This is a genomic window from Pseudomonas sp. H1_G08, from assembly GCF_054681355.1.
On sequence record NZ_CP162822.1, the window covers coordinates 5,215,965 to 5,237,453 of the forward strand.

The 21,489-nt window shown below is 61.0% G+C and carries 23 protein-coding genes and 1 pseudogene; 4 read left to right on the plus strand and 20 right to left on the minus strand.

The window, feature by feature from the left end; genetic code table 11:
- Positions 1–145: 145 nt before the first annotated feature.
- From AB4N85_RS23680 to ubiE, 11 genes and pseudogenes are all read right to left on the minus strand, one after another.
- Entirely contained in the window at positions 146–1,018 is an 873-nt protein-coding gene (locus AB4N85_RS23680) for a methyl-accepting chemotaxis protein (protein ID WP_370695128.1), read from the minus strand.
- Positions 1,001–2,062 (minus strand): annotated as a pseudogene (locus AB4N85_RS23685) (methyl-accepting chemotaxis protein); the annotation flags it as partial. The gene AB4N85_RS23680 and the pseudogene AB4N85_RS23685, both read right to left, overlap by 18 nt.
- A gap of 203 nt (positions 2,063–2,265) precedes the next feature.
- On the minus strand, positions 2,266–2,973 hold the full coding sequence (locus AB4N85_RS23690; protein WP_056787298.1) for a 16S rRNA (uracil(1498)-N(3))-methyltransferase: 708 nt from the start codon (positions 2,971–2,973) through the stop codon (positions 2,266–2,268).
- On the minus strand, positions 2,970–3,761 hold the full coding sequence (gene tatC / locus AB4N85_RS23695; RefSeq protein WP_016772075.1) for a twin-arginine translocase subunit TatC: 792 nt from the start codon (positions 3,759–3,761) through the stop codon (positions 2,970–2,972). The genes AB4N85_RS23690 and tatC overlap by 4 nt, the downstream gene beginning before the upstream one ends.
- Positions 3,758–4,201, minus strand: a complete 444-nt coding sequence (gene tatB / locus AB4N85_RS23700) for a Sec-independent protein translocase protein TatB (protein WP_095181038.1) — start codon at positions 4,199–4,201, stop codon at positions 3,758–3,760. Before tatB ends, tatC begins: the two co-directional genes overlap by 4 nt.
- A gap of 10 nt (positions 4,202–4,211) precedes the next feature.
- Positions 4,212–4,493: a twin-arginine translocase TatA/TatE family subunit gene (locus AB4N85_RS23705; protein WP_016772073.1), complete on the minus strand. Its 282-nt coding sequence runs from the start codon at positions 4,491–4,493 to the stop codon at positions 4,212–4,214.
- 25 nt (positions 4,494–4,518) lie between these two features.
- On the minus strand, positions 4,519–4,851 hold the full coding sequence (locus tag AB4N85_RS23710) for a phosphoribosyl-ATP diphosphatase (protein ID WP_003220849.1): 333 nt from the start codon (positions 4,849–4,851) through the stop codon (positions 4,519–4,521).
- The gene (gene hisI / locus AB4N85_RS23715) at positions 4,844–5,245 is read right to left on the minus strand and encodes a phosphoribosyl-AMP cyclohydrolase (RefSeq protein ID WP_007899278.1); all 402 of its coding nucleotides are present in this window, start codon (positions 5,243–5,245) and stop codon (positions 4,844–4,846) included. Before hisI ends, AB4N85_RS23710 begins: the two co-directional genes overlap by 8 nt.
- A 120-nt stretch (positions 5,246–5,365) precedes the next feature.
- Positions 5,366–6,970 (minus strand): ubiquinone biosynthesis regulatory protein kinase UbiB, encoded by a 1,605-nt coding sequence (gene ubiB / locus AB4N85_RS23720; protein ID WP_056787303.1) that lies wholly within the window; start codon positions 6,968–6,970, stop codon positions 5,366–5,368.
- On the minus strand, positions 6,967–7,590 hold the full coding sequence (locus tag AB4N85_RS23725) for a ubiquinone biosynthesis accessory factor UbiJ (protein WP_150638021.1): 624 nt from the start codon (positions 7,588–7,590) through the stop codon (positions 6,967–6,969). Before AB4N85_RS23725 ends, ubiB begins: the two co-directional genes overlap by 4 nt.
- Positions 7,590–8,360, minus strand: coding sequence for a bifunctional demethylmenaquinone methyltransferase/2-methoxy-6-polyprenyl-1,4-benzoquinol methylase UbiE (ubiE, locus tag AB4N85_RS23730; protein ID WP_016772069.1), 771 nt, complete (start codon positions 8,358–8,360; stop codon positions 7,590–7,592). The genes AB4N85_RS23725 and ubiE overlap by 1 nt, the downstream gene beginning before the upstream one ends.
- A 154-nt stretch (positions 8,361–8,514) precedes the next feature.
- On the opposite strand from ubiE, the gene AB4N85_RS23735 reads away from it, so the two are divergent.
- The 3 genes from AB4N85_RS23735 (at position 8,515) to AB4N85_RS23745 (ending at position 10,360) form a co-directional block, all read left to right on the plus strand.
- Complete coding sequence (locus tag AB4N85_RS23735; RefSeq protein ID WP_076565213.1) at positions 8,515–8,790, plus strand: polyhydroxyalkanoic acid system family protein; 276 nt, start codon at positions 8,515–8,517, stop codon at positions 8,788–8,790.
- A 231-nt stretch (positions 8,791–9,021) separates the two neighbouring features.
- Complete coding sequence (locus AB4N85_RS23740; protein ID WP_076565216.1) at positions 9,022–9,444, plus strand: phasin family protein; 423 nt, start codon at positions 9,022–9,024, stop codon at positions 9,442–9,444.
- A 10-nt stretch (positions 9,445–9,454) separates the two neighbouring features.
- On the plus strand, positions 9,455–10,360 hold the full coding sequence (locus AB4N85_RS23745) for a phasin family protein (protein WP_460066105.1): 906 nt from the start codon (positions 9,455–9,457) through the stop codon (positions 10,358–10,360).
- 254 nt (positions 10,361–10,614) lie between these two features.
- Here the strand turns inward: AB4N85_RS23745 and AB4N85_RS23750 are convergent, their stop codons facing one another.
- The 9 genes from AB4N85_RS23750 to argS form a co-directional block, all read right to left on the minus strand.
- Positions 10,615–11,235, minus strand: a complete 621-nt coding sequence (locus tag AB4N85_RS23750) for a TetR/AcrR family transcriptional regulator (RefSeq protein WP_024011259.1) — start codon at positions 11,233–11,235, stop codon at positions 10,615–10,617.
- A gap of 30 nt (positions 11,236–11,265) precedes the next feature.
- Positions 11,266–12,948, minus strand: coding sequence for a class II poly(R)-hydroxyalkanoic acid synthase (phaC, locus tag AB4N85_RS23755; protein WP_095181035.1), 1,683 nt, complete (start codon positions 12,946–12,948; stop codon positions 11,266–11,268).
- Between the two features lie 140 nt (positions 12,949–13,088).
- Positions 13,089–13,943 carry a poly(3-hydroxyalkanoate) depolymerase gene (phaZ, locus tag AB4N85_RS23760; RefSeq protein ID WP_076565220.1) on the minus strand — a complete coding sequence of 285 codons (855 nt, stop codon included), beginning with the start codon at positions 13,941–13,943 and terminating at the stop codon, positions 13,089–13,091.
- 215 nt (positions 13,944–14,158) lie between these two features.
- Positions 14,159–15,838 carry a class II poly(R)-hydroxyalkanoic acid synthase gene (phaC, locus tag AB4N85_RS23765; protein ID WP_460066109.1) on the minus strand — a complete coding sequence of 560 codons (1,680 nt, stop codon included), beginning with the start codon at positions 15,836–15,838 and terminating at the stop codon, positions 14,159–14,161.
- Between the two features lie 257 nt (positions 15,839–16,095).
- Positions 16,096–16,473 carry a gamma-butyrobetaine hydroxylase family protein gene (locus tag AB4N85_RS23770; protein ID WP_133337328.1) on the minus strand — a complete coding sequence of 126 codons (378 nt, stop codon included), beginning with the start codon at positions 16,471–16,473 and terminating at the stop codon, positions 16,096–16,098.
- Between the two features lie 153 nt (positions 16,474–16,626).
- Positions 16,627–17,964 carry an ATP-dependent protease ATPase subunit HslU gene (gene hslU / locus AB4N85_RS23775; protein WP_041477561.1) on the minus strand — a complete coding sequence of 446 codons (1,338 nt, stop codon included), beginning with the start codon at positions 17,962–17,964 and terminating at the stop codon, positions 16,627–16,629.
- 55 nt (positions 17,965–18,019) lie between these two features.
- Complete coding sequence (gene hslV / locus AB4N85_RS23780) at positions 18,020–18,550, minus strand: ATP-dependent protease subunit HslV (protein WP_007968352.1); 531 nt, start codon at positions 18,548–18,550, stop codon at positions 18,020–18,022.
- A 290-nt stretch (positions 18,551–18,840) separates the two neighbouring features.
- Positions 18,841–19,551, minus strand: coding sequence for an SPOR domain-containing protein (locus AB4N85_RS23785; protein ID WP_076565226.1), 711 nt, complete (start codon positions 19,549–19,551; stop codon positions 18,841–18,843).
- 1 nt (position 19,552) lies between these two features.
- On the minus strand, positions 19,553–21,289 hold the full coding sequence (argS, locus tag AB4N85_RS23790; protein ID WP_041477563.1) for an arginine--tRNA ligase: 1,737 nt from the start codon (positions 21,287–21,289) through the stop codon (positions 19,553–19,555).
- Here argS and AB4N85_RS23795 point away from each other — a divergent pair.
- Positions 21,288–21,410: a hypothetical protein gene (locus tag AB4N85_RS23795; RefSeq protein ID WP_016772057.1), complete on the plus strand. Its 123-nt coding sequence runs from the start codon at positions 21,288–21,290 to the stop codon at positions 21,408–21,410. The genes argS and AB4N85_RS23795 overlap by 2 nt on opposite strands.
- Positions 21,411–21,489 lie beyond the last annotated feature (79 nt).

The window sequence follows — 21,489 nt, forward strand, 5'->3', positions numbered from 1 at the left end:
GCGCCCGTTAACTACGACGCGCAAACCGCGCCGCTGCCTTCGCGAGCAGGCTCGCTCCCACCTTGGAATGCGTTTCCCTGTGGGAGCGAGCCTGCTCGCGAATGGCATCACCTCGGTTACAGGCGAATCGGGGTTGTGCATCAACTCAGACTTTGAAACGGCCTACCAGCATCTGCAGATGCGTGCCCAACCGCGCCAGTTCAACACTGGACGCAGCGGTCTCTTCACTCGCCGCCGAGGTCTGATCCGACACATCGCGCACGTTCAGCACGCTGCGGTTGATCTCTTCGGCCACGGCGCTCTGCTGCTCGGCAGCGGCGGCGATCTGCTGGTTCATCGCCTGGATCGCCGAGACGGTGCGGGTGATGCTCTCCAGTGAGCCACCGGCACGCCGGGTCAGTTCGACGCTGCTGTCGGTGAGGCTGCGGCTGTTGTCCATGATCGTCGCCACTTGCTGAGTGCCGTTTTGCAGGCCGACGATCAGCTCTTCGATCTCTTCGGTGGACTTCTGGGTGCGCTGGGCGAGGCTGCGCACTTCGTCGGCAACCACGGCGAAACCACGTCCGGCTTCCCCGGCACGGGCCGCTTCGATGGCAGCGTTGAGGGCCAACAGGTTGGTTTGTTGGGCGACAGACTTGATCACGTCGAGGACGCTGCCGATCTTGTCGCTTTCACGCTTGAGCTCGCCCATGGCTTCAGTGGAGTGACCCACCTCGATTGCCAGACGCTCGATCTGCGCGATGGCTTCGCCGACGACCTTGTCGCCTTCACGGGCCTGTTGGTCAGCGGCGACAGCGGCCTCTGAGGCTTCTTCAGCATTGCGTGCGACTTCCTGCACGGTGGCGGCCATCTCGTTCATGGCGGTGGCGACCTGATCGGTCTCCACCTTCTGATTGTTGACCCCGGCGCTGGTCTGCTCGGTCACCGCCGAAAGTTCTTCAGCGGCGCTGGCGATCTGCGTGACGCCGTCGCTGATGCCACCGATCAACTCGCGCAGGCCTTGGGTCATGCTTTGCATCGAGCGCTGCAATTGCCCGAGCTCATCGCGACGCAGGGAAACCAGGTTGTGGGTCAGGTCACCGGCGGCCACGCGCTCGGCCACTTTCAGAGTCTGGGTCAGCGGAATGATGATTTGTCGGGTGATCGCCCAAGCGGCAATCAGACCGAAGGCCAGCGCCAGCGCAGTGGCGATCAGCAGCATGTTCTTGGCATGGGCGGCATCGGTGTCGCGCACCACGGTTTGCGATTCGGTGAGCTTCTTGCTGGCCGCGATCAGGATGTCGCCCTGAGCCGACATGTTGGCCAGTGCGGCGGCGTTCTTGACCTGCGAATCGCGGAACTGAGCGACGGCGGCGCGGTAAGCCTTGAGCGAATCGGTGGCTTGCTGCAGGTTGGCGATGTGCTGCTCTGGCACGCGGGTCGGCAGGCTTTCGAGGTTCTTCAAGGCGTTGTCGATGGCGGTCAGCGCCGGTTGCTCGGCATCGGCCTTGCCGCTGTAGGTGTAGCCGCGCACCTGATAGCGCGCCTGCTGCAACAGTTTGCTCAGCTCGATGACAGCGTTGTACTGCGCAACGCTGTCGCCTTGCAGCAGCGCACTTTCGACTTCGCCGACCTTGGCCACAGCATTGTCAGCGTTGGCGCCAAGCTTGCTGCGCGCATCTTCACGGTGCACGGTGGCCTGGGTCATTTCGCCGAAAGCGCGTTTGTATTCGGCGACCGCAGCAAGCTGTTGATCGACCATTGCCACATCCGACGGCTGCTCGATCATGCCGCGTGCCGATTGCAAACCGCTTTCGAGTTTGCTGAGCAATTCATTGACCGCGCCCGGACCCTGTTCACCACGACGCATGTCGTAGTCCATGCGCGCCAGGCGCAGGTCTTTGGTCAGCTCATTGAGGCTGGAAATGAAGCCGAGCTTGTCGCCACGGCTGATGATGCCGCTCATGCCGGTCCAGCCGGTGAACGTGATCAACAGCGTCAGCAACAGCACCAGGCCGAAACCGATGCCCAGCTTGCGTTTGACGCTGACGTTTCCAAGACTCTCGGCTAACCAACGGTACATGCGACCACTCCCTTCGGACCACTTAATTGGACTTATAGGGGCTGTATCGGCTGGGTGGTGGCAATCTGTAACGCCACTTGTCTGCGACTGTAGGGGCTTGTAGGAGCTGACGAGTGCAACGAGGCTGCGATCCTTTGATCTTGCTTTTAAAACAACATCAAGATCGCAGCCTTCGGCAGCTCCTACACAGGATCGGTGTCGCGCTAGAACAGGCGTGCGAGCAGGGCGGTGACGGCGGTTTCGACGCGCAGGATGCGCTCGCCCAATTGCACCGGTTGCAGGCCGGATTTGGCCAGCAGATCGATTTCGTAGGGAATCCAGCCACCCTCGGGGCCAATGGCCAGGGTCACCGGTTCGTTCAGGGCGCGCGGGCAGGGCGGGAAGTGGCCGGGGTGCCCGACCAGGCCGAGGGTGCCCGCGCTGATCGCCGGCAGCCGATCCTCAACGAAAGGCTTGAAGCGCTTTTCGATGACGATCTCCGGCAATACCGTATCGCGAGCCTGTTCGAGCCCGAGGATCAACTGCTCACGAATCGCTTCCGGCTCCAGAAACGGCGTCTGCCAGAAGCTTTTTTCGACGCGATAGCTGTTGACCAGAATCACCTTGGCCACACCCATGGTCGCGACGGTCTGGAACACGCGGCGCAGCATTTTCGGCCGGGGCAGGGCCAGCACCAGGGTCAGCGGCAGCTTGGCCGGCGGTGGCTGATCAAGGCTGACACGCAACTCTGCTTCGCCCGCTTCCAGACGCAGCAGCTCAGCCGAACCCATCAGTCCGTTGATGCGCCCGACGCGCAGGCTGTCGCCGACTTCCGAGCGATGAACTTCCTGCATGTGGGTCAGGCGCCGGTCGCGCAGGACCACGCGGTCGGCCGCAATGAAGTCGGCCTCTTCGAGCAGCAGCAGGTTCATGCCTGGGTCGCTGGCGGCTGGTCGTTGTGGTCGTCGGCCGGCGTTTCGTCCGGGCGTTCGCGCTTGCTGACCAGCGCGCCGAAGAGGATGCCGATCTCGAACAGCATCCACATCGGCACAGCCAGCAGGGTCTGCGAGAAGATGTCCGGCGGGGTCAGGATCATGCCGACCACGAAGCAGCCGATGATCACGTACGGGCGGATCTTCTTCAGGTATTTGACGTCGACCACGCCGATCCACACCAGCAGGACCACGGCCACCGGAATCTCGAACGCCACGCCGAAAGCGAAGAACAGCGTCATGACGAAATCGAGGTAGCTGGCGATGTCGGTCATCATTTCCACGCCGGCCGGGGTGGCAGCGGCGAAGAATTTGAAGATCAATGGAAAGACGAAGTAATAGGCGAACGCCATGCCGATGTAGAACAGCAGGATGCTGGAGATCAGCAGCGGTACCGCGACGCGTTTTTCATGCTTGTACAGGCCCGGAGCGATAAAGCCCCAGATCTGATGCAGGATCACCGGAATCGCAAGAAACAGCGAAACCATCATCGTCAGTTTCAGCGGCGTCAGGAACGGCGACGACACGTCTGTGGCGATCATCGTCGCGCCGACCGGCAGGTACTGGCGCAGCGGCGTCGAGACGAAGGTGTAGATCTGCTGGGTGAACGCGAACAGCCCGGCAAAGATGATGAAGATCGCCGCCACGCAACGCAGCAGGCGGGTGCGCAACTCGGTGAGGTGCGATACCAGCGGCATGTGCTGGTCGTTTTCCGGAAGATCGCTCATGGGGCTCGCGGCGGCAGTGTAGGGTCTTGAGGCGCTGGTGTAGTCGGCGCGGCGGAGGGCGCTACGTGTTCAACCGATGTGTCTGTGGTAACCGGCGCCGGTCCTGGCGGTGTTACAACAGGTGCAGGAGTCGGAGCGGCAGCGCTGTGAATCGTCTGCTCGCCCACAGGCTCGACCGGCGTCGGCTCCTGCTGGTTCGGATTGAAGATCTTCCGCGCCTCTTGCTCCAGCGACAGAATATGTTCGTTGTGCAGTTGCCGACGGATCTCGTCGGCACCGATTTCACGTTCAACTTCCTGTTTGATCGCGTTGAAGCTGCGCTTCAGGCGGCCGACCCACAGACCGGCGGTGCGCGCCGCGCCCGGCAGACGCTCGGGGCCGAGCACCAGCAGGGCGACGAGGCCGACGAGCAGCAGTTCAGAGAAGCTGATACCAAACATTAGTCAGTGCTCACACGTCTTTGCGGATCGGCTCTTCGACTTTCTGCGCCTGCACATCGATGGTGTGCGGCGGGTTGGCCTGAGCGGTGGTTTGCGGCTGCACCGGTGGCACAGGCTGGGCCGGCGGGGTCACGCTCGGCTCGGCCGGTTTTTCGTCGTCGTTCATGGCTTTGCGAAAGCCCTTGATCGATTCGCCAACGTCGGTGCCGAGGTTTTTCAGTTTTTTGGTACCGAACACCAGCACCACGACAATCAGAATGACGACCCAGTGTTTCCAGTCAAAAATGCCCATGTGGCGATTCCTCTCTAAAAGTTGTTCAGGCGGACGGACGCGAGGCTTTCTCGACGTGTCCGGACAAGCCGAAGCGACGGTCCAGTTCATCCAGCACGGCCTGCGGATGCTGCCCCAGTTGGGCGAGCATGACCATGCTGTGGAACCACAGGTCGGCGGTCTCGTAGATCACATCACTGCAATCGCCGCTGATCGCGGCATCCTTGGCGGCAATAATGGTTTCGACCGACTCTTCGCCGACTTTCTCCAGAATCTTGTTCAGCCCCTTGTGATACAGGCTGGCGACATACGAACTGTCGGCGGCTGCGCCTTTGCGCTCTTCAAGTACCTGAGCGAGGCGGGTCAGGGTGTCACTCATGTGTGTGTCCTGCGGAATAGATAGCGTGCGGGTCTTTCAGTACCGGGTCGACCGTTTTCCAGTCGCCGTTTTCGAAGACCCGGTAAAAGCAGCTTTGACGGCCGGTGTGGCAGGCGATGTCGCCGATCTGTTCAACCATCAGGATGATCACGTCGGCGTCACAGTCCAGACGCATTTCATGCAGGGTCTGCACATGGCCGGACTCTTCGCCCTTGCGCCACAGCTTGCCACGGGAACGTGACCAGTAGATTGCACGATTCTCCGCAGCGGTCAGTTCCAGCGCTTCGCGGTTCATCCAGGCCATCATCAATACGCGCCCGGTCTTGTGATCCTGGGCAATCGCCGGCACCAGGCCGTCAGCATCCCACTTGATCTCGTCCAGCCAGTTTTTCATCGTCAAATCTCGAAAAGCAGCAGCAAGCCATGAGCTTCGAGCTGCAAGTAAACGCACGTTGCGGCGTGCCTGTAGCGTCAAGCTTGAAGCTGGCAGCTTATAACTTGCAGCTCAATCGTGCTATCGGCGAACGACCAGATACAAACCGACCGCGATCATGATTCCGGCGGGCCAGTGCGCCCACTCGGTCAACGGACCACCCGCTGCGAGGATCGCGCCGCCGGCCAGATGCGCGCAGCCGAGCAGGCGCAGGAACCAGTCGTCCTTGCGTTTGTGCCACGGCGGCGGAGGGTCTTTGGCGTGGGGTTGCGACATGCGTTCGAGCAGATCGCGGGCCATGTTCGACAGGTGCGGAATCTGCTCCAGCTGGCTCTGCACGTTGCCCAGCAAGGCTTTCGGGCTGACGCGTTCGCGCATCCAGCGCTCGAGAAACGGCTGCGCGGTGTTCCACAGATCCAGATCCGGATACAACTGACGACCGAGGCCTTCGATGTTCAGCAAGGTCTTCTGCAACAGCACCAGTTGCGGCTGCACTTCCATGTTGAAGCGGCGTGCGGTCTGGAACAGGCGCATCAGCACCTGGCCAAATGAAATATCTTTTAACGGTTTTTCGAAGATCGGTTCGCACACCGTACGGATCGCCGCTTCGAATTCGTTGAGTTTGGTTTCCGCCGGCACCCAGCCCGAGTCGATGTGCAGTTGCGCCACACGACGGTAGTCACGCTTGAAGAAGGCGAACAGGTTGCGCGCCAGATAGTCCTGGTCTTCCGGGGTCAGGCTGCCGACGATGCCGCAGTCGATCGCGATGTATTGCGGGCTCCACGGATTGACGGTGCTGACGAAAATGTTGCCCGGGTGCATGTCGGCGTGGAAGAAGCTGTCGCGGAACACTTGAGTGAAGAAAATCTCCACGCCACGCTCGGCGAGCATTTTCATGTCGGTGCGCTGGTCAGCGAGGGTCGCCAGATCGGTGACCTGAATGCCGTAAATGCGCTCCATGACCAGCACTTTCGGCCGGCACCAGTCCCAATAGACTTGCGGTACATAAAGCAACTGCGAGCCTTCGAAGTTGCGGCGCAACTGGCTGGCGTTGGCCGCCTCGCGCAACAGATCGAGTTCGTCGTAAATGGTCTTTTCGTAATCCTGCACCACGTCGACCGGGTGCAGCAGGCGCGCGTCAGCGGAGAATTTTTCCGCCGCGCGGGCGAGGATGAACAGCCATGCCAGATCCTGCGCGATGATCGGTTTCAGGCCTGGGCGAATGACCTTGACCACGACTTCTTCGCCGCTTTTGAGCTGCGCCGCATGCACCTGCGCTACCGAGGCCGAGGCCAGGGGGGCGACGTCGAAACGGCTGAACACTTCGCTGATTTTCTTGCCCAGCTGTTCTTCGATCAGCTTGATCGACAGCTGCGAGTCGAACGGCGGCACGCGGTCCTGCAGCAGCATCAGCTCATCGGCGATGTCTTCCGGCAGCAAGTCGCGGCGGGTCGAAAGAATCTGCCCGAACTTGATGAAGATCGGCCCCAGATCCTGCAACGCCAGACGCAAGCGCGCGCCACGGTTGAGCTCCAGCGGCTTGCGCGGCAGCCAGCGCCACGGCAGCAAAAAGCGCACGGCCAGAAGGAACCAGGGCAGCGGCAGATCGAACAGCAGGTCATCGAGGCGGTAGCGGATCACGACGCGCTGGATGCGCAACAGACGGCGGACGGCAAGCAGCTTCATGCGTTATCGCTTGGGTCGAGGGATCGGGAAAGGCGCTCGAAACGCGCCTCGAGTCGTTCCAGATCGAGTTTGATCCGGTCCAGTTCGCTGAATCGCGCTTCGGCTTCACGCTGCCCGACAAGGGTGCGTGATTCTTCGGCGAGGTATTCGGCAAGATTCTGGTTGAGGCTGGCAAATCCTTGTTGATACCAGCGCGCGCGGCTGCGCAGATGGCCGCCGAGCAATTGCGTGGCGACCGGACCGAGCCAGCGCGAGAGTTCGTACTCCCAGTCCAGCTCGAGGTTTTGCAGCACGCCGGCCAGCTCCAGCAACACACCGCTGTCGCCATCGAGCTCGACTTCCGGGGCGTGCAGCACGGCGGTCTTGTCCTTGCTCAGGGCCAGTTTCACCAGGCTCGATGCCGGTGCGCGCAACGTGCAATCGACATCCGCTGCCCACTGCGAAGCCAGCATCAAGCCTTCGTCGCTGGGCAGGATGAACAGTTGCAGCGCCGGGCTGCGGCAGTCGACGGCAATCACCTTGCCGGTCAGATGCGCCAGGCGCGGCAGCGCCGTGCTGTCGAGACGCAGCACCCGGTTGAGGCCGAGTTCGACGCTGGCGAGCAGCCCGGTGAGCAACATCAGGGTTTGATGCCGCGGTGCAGGGCGACGATGCCTGCGGTCATGTTGTGATAGGTCACGCGGTCGAAACCGGCCTCGACCATCATCGACTTCAGGGTTTCCTGATTCGGGTGCATGCGGATCGATTCGGCCAGGTAGCGATAGCTTTCCGAGTCATTGGTGATCAGCTTGCCCATCAGCGGCATGAAGGCGAACGAGTAGGCGTCGTAGGCTTTGGACATCAGCGCGTTGGTCGGCTTGGAGAATTCCAGCACCAGCAGGCGGCCGCCGGGCTTGAGCACGCGCAGCATCGAACGCAACGCGTCCTCTTTGTGCGTCACGTTGCGCAGGCCGAAGGCGATGGTCACGCAGTCGAAATGGTTGTCCGGGAATGGCAGTTTTTCCGCGTCGGCCTGGACGAATTCGACGTTGCCGGCAACGCCCAGATCGAGCAGACGATCACGGCCGACCTTGAGCATCGACTCGTTGATGTCGGCCAGCACGACCTGGCCGGTCGGGCCGACGAGGTTCGAGAACTTGCGGGTCAGGTCGCCGGTGCCACCAGCGATGTCGAGTACGCGGTTGCCGCTGCGCACGCCGGAAAGCTCGATCGCGAAACGCTTCCACAGACGGTGCATGCCGCCCGACAGAAGGTCGTTCATCAGGTCGTATTTAGCGGCTACGGAATGGAAAACCTCAGCGACTTTTTCCGCTTTCTGGCTTTCCGGAACGTTTTTGAAGCCGAAGTGAGTGGTGGGTTCGGCATCGCTGCCTTTGCGCTGATCAGTCATATCGCTGTCACCAAAAGAGAATGCGCGACATTCTAATCCCCAAGCCATGCTTTGTCTTGGAATGGCTAAAGGTAAGATGGGCAACCTTCGGGACGATTTGCCGCAGATGCGGTCAAGATTCAACGTCAGCCATTCAATCATCAGGAGTCATTCCATGGCCAAAATCAGTGTTGAGCGCGCCCATACCCTGGGCAAGGACGCCGCCCGCGAAAAGGCCGACAAACTGGCCGCAAAGCTCAATGAACAATACGGCCTGGAGCCGCAATGGTCAGGCGACACCCTGAACCTCAAGCGCTCGGGCGTGAAAGGCGAGGTGCATGTGGCGGACGATTCGATCAGGGTCGACGTCGAACTGGGCCTGATGATGTCGGCCATGAGCGGCATGATCAAAGCCGAGATCGAGAAAGCCCTCGACAAAGCCCTGGCCTGATTTTCAGATTGAAATCCAATCCCCTGTGGGAGCGAGCCTGCTCGCGAAAGCGGTGTATCAGTTGACTGAAATGTTGGCTGATATGACGCATTCGCGAGCAGGCTCGCTCCCACATTTGTTTTGTGATGCTCCCGCTGGTTAGGGTGCCCTTTCTAATTTTTCTCCCTACTTTGTGCCTGAGCCCGACACTCGTCCGGCAGTTCCTCAAACCTTCTGCGCGTGAGGTGCACCATGGCCAAAGTCATTTTGAAGAAAAAAATCGACGCTCCGACTTCTACCCTGAGCGACGTCAAATCCTATGCCCGCAAGATCTGGCTGGCAGGCCTGGGCGCCTACACCAAGGTCGGCCAAGAGGGCAGCGAGTACTTTCAAGAGCTCGTAGCCGCCGGTCAAACTGTTGAAAAGAAAGGCAAAAAAGCCGTCAGCGAAAAACTCCATGCGGCCAACGCCGAGATCGATGACGCGGCCACTCAGGTCAGCTCGTTCAAGGGTCGCGTTGAAGTTCAGCTCGACAAGGTCGAGAAGGCCTTCGACAACCGTGTGGCCAGCGCCTTGAATCGGATCGGCATTCCGTCTAAACATGACGTTGAGGCACTCTCTGCTAAGCTCGATGAGCTGACGGCATTGCTCGAACGCGTCGCGCGAAAATCTTAAGGAGAACGGGATGGCTGGCAAAAAGAACACCGATAAAGAAAGCAGCTCGTGGGTCGGGAAGGTCGAGTCCTACTCCCGCAAAATCTGGCTGGCTGGTTTAGGCGTGTACTCGAAGATCGACACTGACGGCAGCAAACTCTTCGATGCATTGGTCAAAGACGGCGAGAAAGCCGAGAAGCTCACCAAGACTGCCGTCGGCAAGAAAGTCGAGGACTCGACCTCCTCGGCCAAGTCGCGTATCAGCGGCGTGAAAGATCGCGCACTGGGCAAGTGGGACGAGCTGGAAGGGGCTTTCGACAAGCGCCTGAACAGCGCGATTTCGCGCCTGGGTGTGCCGAGCCGCAATGAGGTCAAGGCGCTCAACGCCAAGGTCGATACGCTGACCAGGCAGATTGAAAAACTCACCGGTCTGAAAGCTCAGCCTGTGGCGGCGAAAACCGCTGCGGCGAAACCTGCCAGTAAAACTGCAGCGGCCAAACCTGCGGCGAAAACCGCAGCCAAGCCACTGACCAAAGCGGCAGCAAAACCGGCTGCGAAAGCTGCGACCAAAACTGCGGCCGCCAAGCCTGCGGCCAAAGCGGCAGCCAAACCGGTTGCCGCCAAGGCCGCTGCCAAACCGGCAACCAAAGCAGCAGCAAAACCTGCGGCTAAAGCTGCAGCGAAACCAGCGGCCAAGCCAGCAGCGAAAACTGCTGCCGCCAAACCCGCTGCGAAGCCTGCGGCCAAACCGGCTGCGGCGAAAAAGCCAGCAGTGAAAAAACCGGCCGCGCCGAAAGCCGCTGCGCCGAAACCGGCCGCCGCACCATCGACTGCTCCAACAGCTCCGGCCAACGCGGCAAACTCCGCTGCGGCACCTACGGCAGCCGCTACTCCGACTGCAGCATCGACACCGTCGACGCCATCCAGTCAGTCCTGATTTCAGGGCAAATCAAAAACGCCCGGCCTGTGAGGGTCGGGCGTTTTTGTTTGTGCATTCCAAGCGGCCCCTCACCCCAGCCCTCTCCCCAAGGAGAGGGAGCCGACCGAGGTGTCCTGCGTCATACGTCGACCTGAACAAATCGAGTCGATTATCGATTCAAAGAAGCTCGCTCAGGTCGGCGTAGCTCGCGAACATCCCCCAATCAGTCCCCTCTCCCTCCGGGAGAGGGTTAGGGTGAGGGGCTTTTCGGGTCAGTCGTGATCCTCAAGGTATTGCAAGGCCATCCGCTCTGTCGCCACCTTCACCGGCGGCAGCAAATGCGGCGCCACCAGCATCATGATCTGATAAACCACCAACCGAACCTCTCCCTCACGATCAAGAATCCGCTGGTAATCCAGCGAGAACAGCAACGTCATGGTCACCTGCTCCACCAGTTGCCCCAATGCCTGGGTATCGCTGACCAGTTGCCCCGAAGCCTTCAATCGCGCCAGCAACGACGCCAGCGTCCGCTTCAGCGCATTGAGCAGATTGCGAATCCCCTTGGCCAGTTTCGGCAAGCGCCCGGCGAGGTTCGACAGGTCCTGGAACAGGAACCGGTATTGCGCCAGGCGCTCGACGATCAAATGCAGAAACAGCCAGTAATCCTCCGGCGCCAGTTCAACGTCCGGCGGTGGGTCGAGCAGGGGCGCGAGCTCGTGCTGGAAGCGTTCGAACAGGCCGAGAATCAGCGGTTCCTTACCGTGGAAGTGGTAGTAGAGATTGCCCGGGCTGATCCCCATTTCGTTGGCCACCTCCATGGTGGAAACGTTCGGTTCACCCTTTTCGTTGAACAGTTGCAGCGCACATTCGAGGATCCGGTCGCGGGTTTTCATCCAGTCTTCTTAGAAAATTTCGGTTGAGCGTCAGCGCACATGCACATAGGTGCCAGGTGCTGCTTCCATCGGTGGATAGTTCGGATTGCCGAGGGTGGTGCGAGTCTCATTCAGAGCGCCGGAGCGTTGGGCGACCCATTCCAGCCACTGCGGCCACCAGCTGCCGTCGACGTGTTTGGCATCGTAGTACCAGGCACGCGGGTCGCTGCTCAGTTTGGCGTTCTCGACGTAGGCAGCTTTCGGGTTGCTCGGCGGGTTGAGGATGCTCTGCACGTGGCCGCTGTTGGACAGCACGAAACGTCGTTCGCCACCGAGCAGCAGGGTCGAGCGATACACCGCGTCCCACGGCGTGATGTGGTCGTTCATGCCGGCGACGCTGAAGCTGTCGACATTGACCTTCTGCAGATCGATCGGCGTACCGCACACCTCGAGACCGCCAGCGTGGATCAGCGGGTTGTGCTTGAAGAAGTCCAGCAGATCGCCGTGCAGCGCCGCCGGCAGGCGCGTGTTGTCGTTGTTCCAGTAGAGGATGTCGAAGGCTGGCGGCTCCTTGCCCAGCAGGTAGTTGTTGACGAAATAGCTCCAGATCAAATCGTTGGGGCGCATCCAGGCGAAGACCTTGGCCATGTCGCGACCGTCGAGCACGCCTCGCTGGTACGAGCGACGTTTGGCCGCTTCCAGTGTTTGCTCGTCGGCGAACAGCGTCGCCGGGGTTTCGATCTGGCTGTCGAGCAGACTGACCAGGTAAGTCGCGCTGGCGACCCGGCGCAGTTGCCGTTTGGCCTGCAAATGCCCTTGCAGGGCGGCAATGGTCAGGCCGCCGGCGCAGGCGCCCATCAGGTTCACTTCACGCGCGCCGGTAATCGCCCGGCAGATGTTCATCGCTTCTTCGACCGCTTCGACGTAACTCGACAGGCCCCACTCGCGATGGCGCACATCAGGGTTGCGCCAGCTGATCATGAAGGTCTGCAGGCTGTTTTTCAGGGCGTACTGGACGAAGCTGTTCTGCGGGCTCAGATCGAAGATGTAGTACTTGTTGATTTGCGGCGGCACCACCAGCAAGGGCTTGGCGTACTGCTTTTCGCTCATCGATTTGTACTGGATCAACTCGAACATTTCATTGCGAAACACCACAGCCCCAGTGGTGGTCGCTACGGTTTTGCCGACCTCGAACGCCTGCTTGGTCACTTGCCGTGGCAGGCCGTCGTTGTGCAACAGATCATCGAACAGATGGCTCAGGCCACGCACCAGACTCTGCCCGCCGGAATTGAACAGCTCCTTGACCGCCAGCGGATTGAGCAGGGTGTTGGAGGGCGCTACGGCGTCATTGAGCAGAGTGAAAGCGAAGTGCGCACGGGCACGATCTTCAGGGCTCATGTCGCCTTCATCGATCCAGCTCTTGACCTGTTTCTGCCAGGCCAGATACGCCTGCAGGCTGCGCCGGTAGAACGGGTTGAGGCTCCACGCCGGATCGGCGAAGCGGCTGTCTTGCGGATTGGTCGGGTGCAGGGTTTCGCCGAGCAGCACGCGCCCCAACTGCCCGCCAAGCTTCAGCGCGTGCCTGGCGCTGTGCAACGGATTGCGCAAGCCGTGGGCGGCGACGCTGCGCAGTGTCGACAGCAGATCCCTGCCACGCAGACCGGCGATCGCACTTTGGGCGTTGATAAACACGGCGGGGCTGGGCACCACGCCCGTCGCTGGTTTTTCGCGCATGACTCAACACTCCTTCGTCTTCAGGGCAAAAACACACTCACCGAACCAGAACACCATAGACGCTGTTACCGGTTGCTGCCTGCGCGGCGTCCTGCCGCGCGCTTGATTTGGAAAGTGCTGCATAAAGCAGGCCGCCGCGATCAGCCGCCGAGCGGGGTCGGATGCGGGTGCATGACTGCGCGCAGACGCTCCTCTTCGAGAAACTTCATGATGATCGGCGCCACCGCTTCGGCGCGAGTGATCAGGAACAGATGGCCGTCATCGATGATGTGCAACTGCGCGTTGGGAATGCGCCAGGCGAGCATGCGCATGTTGATCAGCGGAATCAGTGGGTCGTCATCGCCGGCCAGCACCAGCGTCGGCTGATGGATCTTGTGCAGCCAGTGGATGCTGGTCCAGCCGAGGCCGGCGAACAGCTGCCAGTAGTAACCGAGCTTGCCCGCCGAGCGCACTTTCGCCGCATGGCTGGCCGCCAGCGTCGGATCGCGGCGGAACGAGCCGCCGTAGATCATCGGCGCGATGCGGATCACATGGGATGGCTGAATGTAGCGGCGCGGGCTGGCCATCATCCACAGCACTTTCGGTTTGCCGGGGACCATCACCGCACCGGCCGCGGTCGCCGCCAGTACCAGTTTCTTGCAGCGCTCGGGGTAGTCGTAGGCAAACTGCTGCGCCAGGGCGCCGCCCCACGACACGCCGATCACATTGACCTTACCGTAGTCGAGATAGTCGAGCATCCGCGCCGTCAGTTTGGCCAGGCCGGGGAAGCGATACGGCCGGTTCGGCGTCGACGAGCCGCCGACCCCTGGCACGTCGAAGGCGATCACTTCCAGATCCGGGTCGAGCGCCGCGACAAACGGGAACACCAGCTCCAGGTTGGCGCCGATGCCGTTGAAAATCAGCAGAGGCGTCAAATGAGGCTTGCCGGGACGCACCGCCGTGCGGAGGGTCTGGCCATCCAGATCGACGGTGCGGAATATGAACGGTTGCGGCATGCGTGAGGCCCTGTAGATTTCAAGTCCACCCGTATTCCTGTAGGAGCGGACCTTGTGGTGAGGGGATTTATCCCCGTTCGGCTGCGAAGCAGTCGTGAATCGAGTAGCCGCGGTGCGTCTGACAAATCACGGTTTCAGGATTCGGGGTCGCTTCGCAACCCAACGGGGATAAATCCCCTCGCCACAAGGCCCTCTCCCACAATGGGTGGTGTCAGTTACCGCTCGTGAACATAAGTGCCCGGCGAAGCCTCGCCTGCCGGGTACGCTTTGTTGCCCAATTTCGTCGGGGCCTTTTTCAGGTTGCCCGAGCGCTCGGCCAGCCATGCCTGCCAGTACAGCCACCAGGAATCGGTGTGCTTGGTCGAGTTTTCCTGCCAGTCATCGGCAGTCGCCGCCATCTCTTCGCTGGTCATGTAACGCGATTTCGGATTGCCCGGCGGGTTGAGGATGCTTTGGATATGGCCGCTGCTCGACAGCACGAATTCAACTTTACCGCCGAACAGTTGCGCCGACTTGTAGCAGGACTTCCACGGCGTGATGTGATCGTTGGTGCCGGCCAGCGAGAAGATGTCGGCGGTGACCTGCTTGAGGTCGATCGGCGTGCCGCACACTTCCAGTGCATTGGGGCGGATCAGTGGATTGTTTTTGAACATCTCGATCAGGTCGCCGTGGAACGCAGCGGGCAGGCGGGTGGTGTCGTTGTTCCAGAACAGAATGTCGAACACTGGCGGCTCATTGCCGAGCAGGTAGTTGTTGACCCAGTAGTTCCAGATCAGATCGTTGGGGCGCATCCAGGCGAAGACCTTGGCCATGTCTTTGCCTTCGAGCACGCCGGCCTGGTAGGAGTGGCGCTTGGCGGTCTCCAGAGTCTGCTCATCGACGAACAGGGCGACGTCGCTGTCCAGGGTGGTGTCGAGCACGCTGACCAGCAGGGTGAGGGCGTTGACCTTGTTCTCGCCGAGGGCGGCGTAGTGGCCGAGCAGGGCGGTGCAGGTGATGCCGCCGGAGCAGGCGCCGAGCATGTTCACATCTTTGCTGCCGGTGATCGCCGTGACCACATCGACGGCTTCTTTCAGCGCTTCGATGTAGGTAGACAGGCCCCACTCGCGCTGGGCCTTGGTCGGGTTGCGCCAGCTGATGATGAAGGTCGGCACGTTGTTGCGCAGGCAGAAGCGCGCCAGGCTCTTGTCCGGGCTCAAGTCGAAGACGTAGAACTTGTTGATCTGCGGCGGCACTACCAGCAGCGGGCGTTCGTGGACCTGCTCGGTGATCGGCCGGTACTGGATCAGCTCCAGCACATCATTGCGGAACACCACAGCACCTTCGGTGACGCCCAGGCTCTTGCCGACCTCGAACGCGCCCATGTTGACCTGGCTCGGCATGCCGCCGTTGTGCACCAGATCCTTGGCCAGATGCGAGAGGCCATCGAGCAGGCTTTTGCCGCCGGTTTCGAAGAAGCGTTTGACCGCCGCCGGGTTGGCCGCCGTGTTGGTCGGCGCCATGGCTTCGGTCATCAGGTTGATGACGAAATGGCCGCGAGCGATGTCCTTGGGGGGCAGGCTGCTGTCATCGATCCAGGCATGCAGTTCCTTGCGCCAGGCCAGGTAGGTTTGCAGATAACGTTTGTACAGCGGGTTCTGGCTCCACGCCGGGTCGGCGAAACGGCGGTCGTCACCGGCCGGTTGCAGCGCGGACTTACCCAGCAGCACGTTCTTCAGCTCGAGGCCGAAATGGGTCACGTGCCTGACGCTGTGAATCGGTTGTCTGATGGCCTGTTTCAGCACCATTCGAGCAGAGGCCAGCAGATCCTTTCCGCGCAGCCCGACGACGGGGTTAAGCCCCAGAGTGTTTTCCGAGGCTTGGTACTTCAGGTCATCGTTATTCTTGTCACTCATCTACGACGCTCCATTGTCCTGAGACGAGTACCCGGTTTCACGCTGTCGCTTCCACAGCCAATGCCGGGTACTACTGCTCGGGTGACCGTTGATTCTGCATAGCTGCTTTACAGTCGTAGAGCACTGCAGGGAACTTGCCAGCTCCATTGGTTACCCGAGTTTAATTTTTTTCGCAAGCGGCCGATCCGGGGCCATATGCGCGGAGCATTCAAACAGATGAAGTTAGAAAATGCCCTCTAAAGAGCAAGAGCCACGGCCTAGAGCATCAGCTTGACGAACGACTCGTTCGGATCGCGGGATTTTCCGGCAGCGCGCAGCTCGGCAAGATAATCGTCCCAGAGTTCGTTCTGGCGCTTGCCGAGTTCATAGAGGTATTCCCAAGTGAACAGGCCGCTGTCGTGACCGTCGTCGAAGGTCAGTTTCAGTGCATAGTTGCCGGCCGGCTCCAGCTTGCTCAGACCCACGTTGAGCTTGCCGAATTGCAGGATCGGTTTGCCGTGGCCCTGGACCTCGGCGGAGGGGGAGTGCACGCGCAGAAACTCCGCGGGCAGGGTGAATTCCTCGCCGGACGCGTAAGTGAGCGTCAGGGTTTTCGAGGCTTTGTGCAGTTTGATGTCGGTGGGGATTCGATTCATGGGCTGGCGTCCGATGTGTGGGCGACCCTGATTCAAATGTGGGAGCGAGCCTGCTCGCGAAAGCGGCGGGTCAGACGGCATTGATACCGCCTGACACGACCTCTTCGCGAGCAGGCTCGCTCCCACAGGGTCCGCTACCGCTGTAAGTATGGCTTACAGGATATAACGGGACAGATCTTCGTTCTGCGCCAATTCGCCGAGGTGGCTGTTGACGTAGTCGGCGTCGATCAGAATCGCCTTGTCATCGTGGGCGCTGGCCAGGTCGCCGGCGCTGAACGACACCTCTTCGAGCAGACGCTCAAGCAGGGTGTGCAGGCGACGGGCACCGATGTTCTCGGTTTTCTCGTTGACCTGCCAGGCGATCTCCGCCAGACGCTTGATGCCCTCGGGCTGGAACTGGATGTTCAGGCCTTCGGTTTTCAGCAGCGCGCAGTATTGCTCGGTGAGCGAGGCGTGCGGTTCGCTGAGGATGCGTTCGAAGTCTTCCGGGCTCAGGGCCTTGAGCTCGACGCGGATCGGCAGACGACCTTGCAGCTCCGGCACCAGATCGCTTGGCTTGCTCAAGTGGAACGCGCCGGAGGCGATGAACAGGATGTGGTCAGTCTTGACCATGCCCAGCTTGGTGTTGACGGTGCAGCCTTCGATCAGCGGCAGCAGGTCGCGCTGTACGCCTTCACGGGAGACATCGGCGCCGCCGACATTGCCGCGCTTGGCGACCTTGTCGATCTCGTCGATGAAGACGATACCGTGCTGCTCGACCGCTTCCAGCGCCTTGGCCTTCAGTTCTTCTTCGTTGACCAGACGCCCGGCTTCTTCATCGCGCACCAGTTTCAGCGCTTCCTTGACCTTGAGCTTGCGCGACTTCTTCTTGCCCTTGCCCATGTTGGCAAACAGCGATTGCAGCTGGTTGGTCATCTCTTCCATGCCTGGCGGCGTGGCGATCTCGATGCCGGAGACTTCGGCGACTTCGATCTCGATTTCCTTGTCGTCCAACTGGCCTTCGCGCAGACGCTTGCGGAACAGCTGACGCGTGTTGGAATCGGAACTCTGCGCCTCTTCATTGCTGAAGCCCATGCGTGCCGGCGGCAGCAACGCGTCGAGGATGCGGTCCTCGGCAGCGTCTTCGGCGCGGTGGCGTACGCGGGTCATTTCCTGTTCGCGGAGCATCTTGATCGCGGCATCGGCCAGATCACGGATGATCGACTCGACGTCACGGCCGACATAACCGACTTCGGTGAATTTGGTCGCTTCGACCTTGATGAACGGCGCATTGGCCAGTTTCGCCAGGCGACGGGCGATCTCGGTTTTACCGACACCGGTCGGGCCGATCATCAGGATGTTCTTCGGGGTCACCTCAACGCGCAGCTCTTCAGGCAGCTGCATGCGGCGCCAGCGGTTGCGCAGGGCAATCGCGACGGCGCGCTTGGCATCGTCCTGGCCGATGATATGGCGGTTGAGTTCGTGGACGATTTCGCGGGGAGTCATGGACATAATAATTGACGGTCCTCAAGCAGAAACAAGCCGTGGCACACGGGCCGCAACAGGCTTACTCAGCGAGATCCTGCTCCTCAATGGTCTGGGTGTGGTTGGTGAATACGCAGATGTCGCCAGCGATGCCGAGAGCGGTTTCGACGATCTCGCGCGCTGACAAGTCGGTCTTTTTCAGCAGGGCGCTGGCGGCGGCTTGCGCGTAGGCGCCGCCGGAACCCATGGCGATCAGGCCATCTTCGGGTTCGACCACGTCACCGTTGCCGGTGATGATCAGCGAGGCGTCCTTGTTGGCGACCGCGAGCATCGCTTCGAGGCGGCTCAGGGAGCGGTCGGTGCGCCATTCTTTGGCGAGTTCGACGGCGGCGCGGATCAGGTGACCCTGATGTTTTTCGAGCTGGCCTTCGAAACGTTCGAACAGGGTGAAGGCGTCGGCGGTGGCACCGGCGAAACCGGCGATGACCTGGCCGTGGTACAGGCGACGGACTTTTTTGGCGTTGCCTTTCATCACGGTGTTGCCGAGAGAAACCTGGCCGTCGCCGCCCATGACGACTTTGCCGTGGCGGCGGACTGAAACGATGGTGGTCAAGGGAAGAGTCTCCACGCAGCGGGGCGAAAATGCCTTATGCCCATTCATATGGGGGTGCTGGAGGGGATTTCAACCGGCAGGGACGATGGGAGACGAATGGTGTGTGTGATGACTGTGGCGAGGGGATTTATCCCCGTTCGGCTGCGGAGCAGTCGCGAAACCATCATTTGCGGTATGCCTGCTGCACCGCAATGGCTGGTTTCAGGGCTGCTCCGCAGCCAAACGGGGATAAATCCCCTCGCCACAAAGTTTGAAGGTCACCTGCAAGTTGCAGCTGACCTCTGAGAGCCTTAGCGGCTCTGGCGTTGTTGTAACAACAGGTTGCTGAAGCCGGCGCCAGCCAGTTGTTTCTGCGCCGTGGTCAGTTGTTCACGGTTGCTGAACGGGCCGACCAGCACGCGATACCAGGTTTCATCCTTGACCGTGCCGGACTCCACCGACACGGCCTGGCCGAGCAGAATGATCTGCGCGCGAACCTTGTCGGCATCGGTTTCCTTGCGGAACGAACCGGCCTGGAGGAAAAACTTGGTCACTGGCGCGGCCTTGCTCACCGGTGGCGCTGGCGGCGGCGTGATCCCCGCCAGAGCTGCCTGTGCCCGTGCGGTGTCGATCTTCGCCGCTTCGGCCGGGGTTACCGGCGTGGTCGGGACGGCCGGCACTTGCGGCGTCGGCAGGGTCTTTTCCGGCACCGCGTCCGGCGGCACGATCACTTCCGATTCCGGCAGCAGGGTGTAGAAGTCGTACTTCGGTTTCACCGGTTGCGTCGGGCTCGGCGGGGTCTTGTTGGCCTCGGCGATCTTCGACGCTTTCTGCTGCTGTTCGACCTTCTCGCGCTTGACCGTGTCGCTGCCCTTGCCCGGTTCCAGTTTCATCAGAAACACGATGAACGCGCCGACGGTCAGGCCGATGGCCATCCACAGCCAGCCCGGAATCGGTTGTTTCGCCGGGGCCTGATAGCGGCTGGCGCCGCGTTTGGGTGCAGGTTTTTTCTTGGCAGCCAACTTACATACGCTCCAGAGTTTCCAGACCCAACAGCTCCAGGCCTTGCTTGAGGGTGCGACCGGTCAGTGCGGCCAGACGCAGACGGCTCTGCATCTGTGCCGGGGTGTCGGCGGCGAGGATCGGGCAGTTCTCGTAAAAGCTGGAGAACAGGCCGGCGACGTCGTACAGGTAAGTGCAGAGAATGTGCGGCGTGCCTTTTTCAGCCACGTTGTTCAGCACTTCGCCGAACTGCGCCAGCTTCGCCGCCAGCTCCTGCTCGTGCGCCGCTTCGAGGACGATCTGGCCGTCGACTTCGCTGAAGTCCTTGCCCAGTTTGCGGAACACACCGGCCACACGGGTGTAGGCGTACAGCAGGTACGGCGCGGTGTTGCCTTCGAAATTGAGCATCAGGTCGAAGTTGAAGCTGTAGTCGCTGGTGCGATGCTTGGACAGGTCGGCGTATTTCACCGCGCCGATGCCGACGACCTTGGCGATGTTGCGCAACTCGTCTTCGGCCAGGGTCGGGTTCTTCTCTTTCACCAGGTTGTAGGCACGTTCCTGGGCTTCGGTCAGCAGGTCGATCAGCTTCACGGTGCCGCCATCACGGGTCTTGAACGGACGCCCATCGGCGCCGTTCATGGTGCCGAACCCCATGTGCTCCATTTCCATCGGATGGGTGACGAAACCGGCCTTGCGCGCCACCGCGAAGACCTGCTGGAAGTGCAGGGCCTGGCGCTGGTCGACGAAATACAACGCGCGATCAGCCTTGAGCTTGCCGCTGCGGTAGCGCACGGCCGCCAGGTCAGTGGTGGCGTACAGGTAACCGCCATCGGCCTTGACGATGATCACCGGCAGCGGGTCGCCATCGGCGTTCTTGAACTCGTCGAGGAACACGCACTGGGCGCCGTTGCTCTCGACCAGCATGCCCGCTGCTTTCAGGTCGTTGACCACGTTGATCAGGTCGTCGTTGTAGGCGCTTTCGCCCATCACGTCGGCCATGGTCAGTTTGACGTTGAGCAGTTCGTAGATCTTCTGGCAGTGCGACAGCGAGATGTCCTTGAACTTGGTCCACAGTGCCAGGCATTCGGCATCGCCAGCCTGCAACTTGACCACCAGGCCACGGGCGCGATCGGCAAATTCTTCGGACTCGTCGAAACGCTGCTTGGCCGCACGGTAGAAGTTTTCCAGATCGGACAATTCGTCGCTGGTGATCGGGTTTTCCTGCAGGTACGCCATCAACATGCCGAACTGGGTGCCCCAGTCGCCGACGTGGTTCTGGCGGATCACTTCGTCGCCGAGGAACTCAAGCACGCGGGCCACGCCGTCGCCGATGATGGTCGAGCGCAAGTGGCCGACGTGCATCTCTTTGGCCAGGTTCGGCGCCGACAGATCGACCACGGTGCGCTGCGCCGGGCCGGCCTTGCGCACGCCGACATGGGCGTCGGCCAGTGCGGCGTCGAGGCGCGAGGCCAGTGCCTGGGTGTTCTGGAAAAAATTGATGAAGCCCGGGCCGGCGATTTCGGCCTTGGTGACGTTCTCGTCAGCGGGCAGTGCGGCGATGATTTTCTCCGCCAGATCCCGTGGCTTCATGCCGGCCGGCTTGGCCAGCATCATGGCGATGTTGCTGGCGAAGTCGCCGTGGGTCTTGTCGCGGGCGTTCTCCACCTGGATCGCCGGCGTCAGGCCTTCAGGCAACACACCTTCGTTGACGAGTTGGGTGAGGGCTTGCTGGATCAGCTGGCGAATGGTGTCTTTCATGGTCTTCTCTTTCGACCGCAAGCGCGGCGGGCGCATCGATGCGCGGGTGGAAAAACTGGGCATTATCCGTTGCGAAGACGGGCTTGCCAACCTTAGCAGGCAGGATGTGGATATGTGGTGACAAAAAGTCCGCTTTCGCGAGCAGGCTCGCTCCCACAAGGTTTTGCGCAGGACACACAAGGTATGTACGGCGCTGATCC

Excerpts from the sequence above, each read along its gene's own strand:
- AB4N85_RS23735 (WP_076565213.1), top strand. The coding sequence starts at position 8,515 with ATGGCCAAAATCAGTGTTGAGCGCGCCCATACCCTGGGCAAGGACGCC.
- tatB (WP_095181038.1), bottom strand. The coding sequence starts at position 4,201 with ATGTTTGGTATCAGCTTCTCTGAACTGCTGCTCGTCGGCCTCGTCGCC.
- AB4N85_RS23690 (WP_056787298.1), bottom strand. The coding sequence starts at position 2,973 with ATGAACCTGCTGCTGCTCGAAGAGGCCGACTTCATTGCGGCCGACCGC.
- AB4N85_RS23750 (WP_024011259.1), bottom strand. The coding sequence starts at position 11,235 with ATGAAAACCCGCGACCGGATCCTCGAATGTGCGCTGCAACTGTTCAAC.
- hisI (WP_007899278.1), bottom strand. The coding sequence starts at position 5,245 with ATGAAAAACTGGCTGGACGAGATCAAGTGGGATGCTGACGGCCTGGTG.
- argS (WP_041477563.1), bottom strand. The coding sequence starts at position 21,289 with ATGAAAGACACCATTCGCCAGCTGATCCAGCAAGCCCTCACCCAACTC.
- phaC (WP_095181035.1), bottom strand. The coding sequence starts at position 12,948 with ATGCGCGAAAAACCAGCGACGGGCGTGGTGCCCAGCCCCGCCGTGTTT.
- AB4N85_RS23795 (WP_016772057.1), top strand. The coding sequence starts at position 21,288 with ATGGTCTTCTCTTTCGACCGCAAGCGCGGCGGGCGCATCGATGCGCGG.
- AB4N85_RS23680 (WP_370695128.1), bottom strand. The coding sequence starts at position 1,018 with ATGCAAAGCATGACCCAAGGCCTGCGCGAGTTGATCGGTGGCATCAGC.
- phaC (WP_460066109.1), bottom strand. The coding sequence starts at position 15,838 with ATGAGTGACAAGAATAACGATGACCTGAAGTACCAAGCCTCGGAAAAC.
- AB4N85_RS23725 (WP_150638021.1), bottom strand. The coding sequence starts at position 7,590 with ATGTTGCTCACCGGGCTGCTCGCCAGCGTCGAACTCGGCCTCAACCGG.
- ubiE (WP_016772069.1), bottom strand. The coding sequence starts at position 8,360 with ATGACTGATCAGCGCAAAGGCAGCGATGCCGAACCCACCACTCACTTC.
- hslU (WP_041477561.1), bottom strand. The coding sequence starts at position 17,964 with ATGTCCATGACTCCCCGCGAAATCGTCCACGAACTCAACCGCCATATC.
- AB4N85_RS23770 (WP_133337328.1), bottom strand. The coding sequence starts at position 16,473 with ATGAATCGAATCCCCACCGACATCAAACTGCACAAAGCCTCGAAAACC.
- AB4N85_RS23705 (WP_016772073.1), bottom strand. The coding sequence starts at position 4,493 with ATGGGCATTTTTGACTGGAAACACTGGGTCGTCATTCTGATTGTCGTG.
- AB4N85_RS23740 (WP_076565216.1), top strand. The coding sequence starts at position 9,022 with ATGGCCAAAGTCATTTTGAAGAAAAAAATCGACGCTCCGACTTCTACC.
- AB4N85_RS23710 (WP_003220849.1), bottom strand. The coding sequence starts at position 4,851 with ATGAGTGACACCCTGACCCGCCTCGCTCAGGTACTTGAAGAGCGCAAA.
- tatC (WP_016772075.1), bottom strand. The coding sequence starts at position 3,761 with ATGAGCGATCTTCCGGAAAACGACCAGCACATGCCGCTGGTATCGCAC.
- ubiB (WP_056787303.1), bottom strand. The coding sequence starts at position 6,970 with ATGAAGCTGCTTGCCGTCCGCCGTCTGTTGCGCATCCAGCGCGTCGTG.
- phaZ (WP_076565220.1), bottom strand. The coding sequence starts at position 13,943 with ATGCCGCAACCGTTCATATTCCGCACCGTCGATCTGGATGGCCAGACC.
- AB4N85_RS23745 (WP_460066105.1), top strand. The coding sequence starts at position 9,455 with ATGGCTGGCAAAAAGAACACCGATAAAGAAAGCAGCTCGTGGGTCGGG.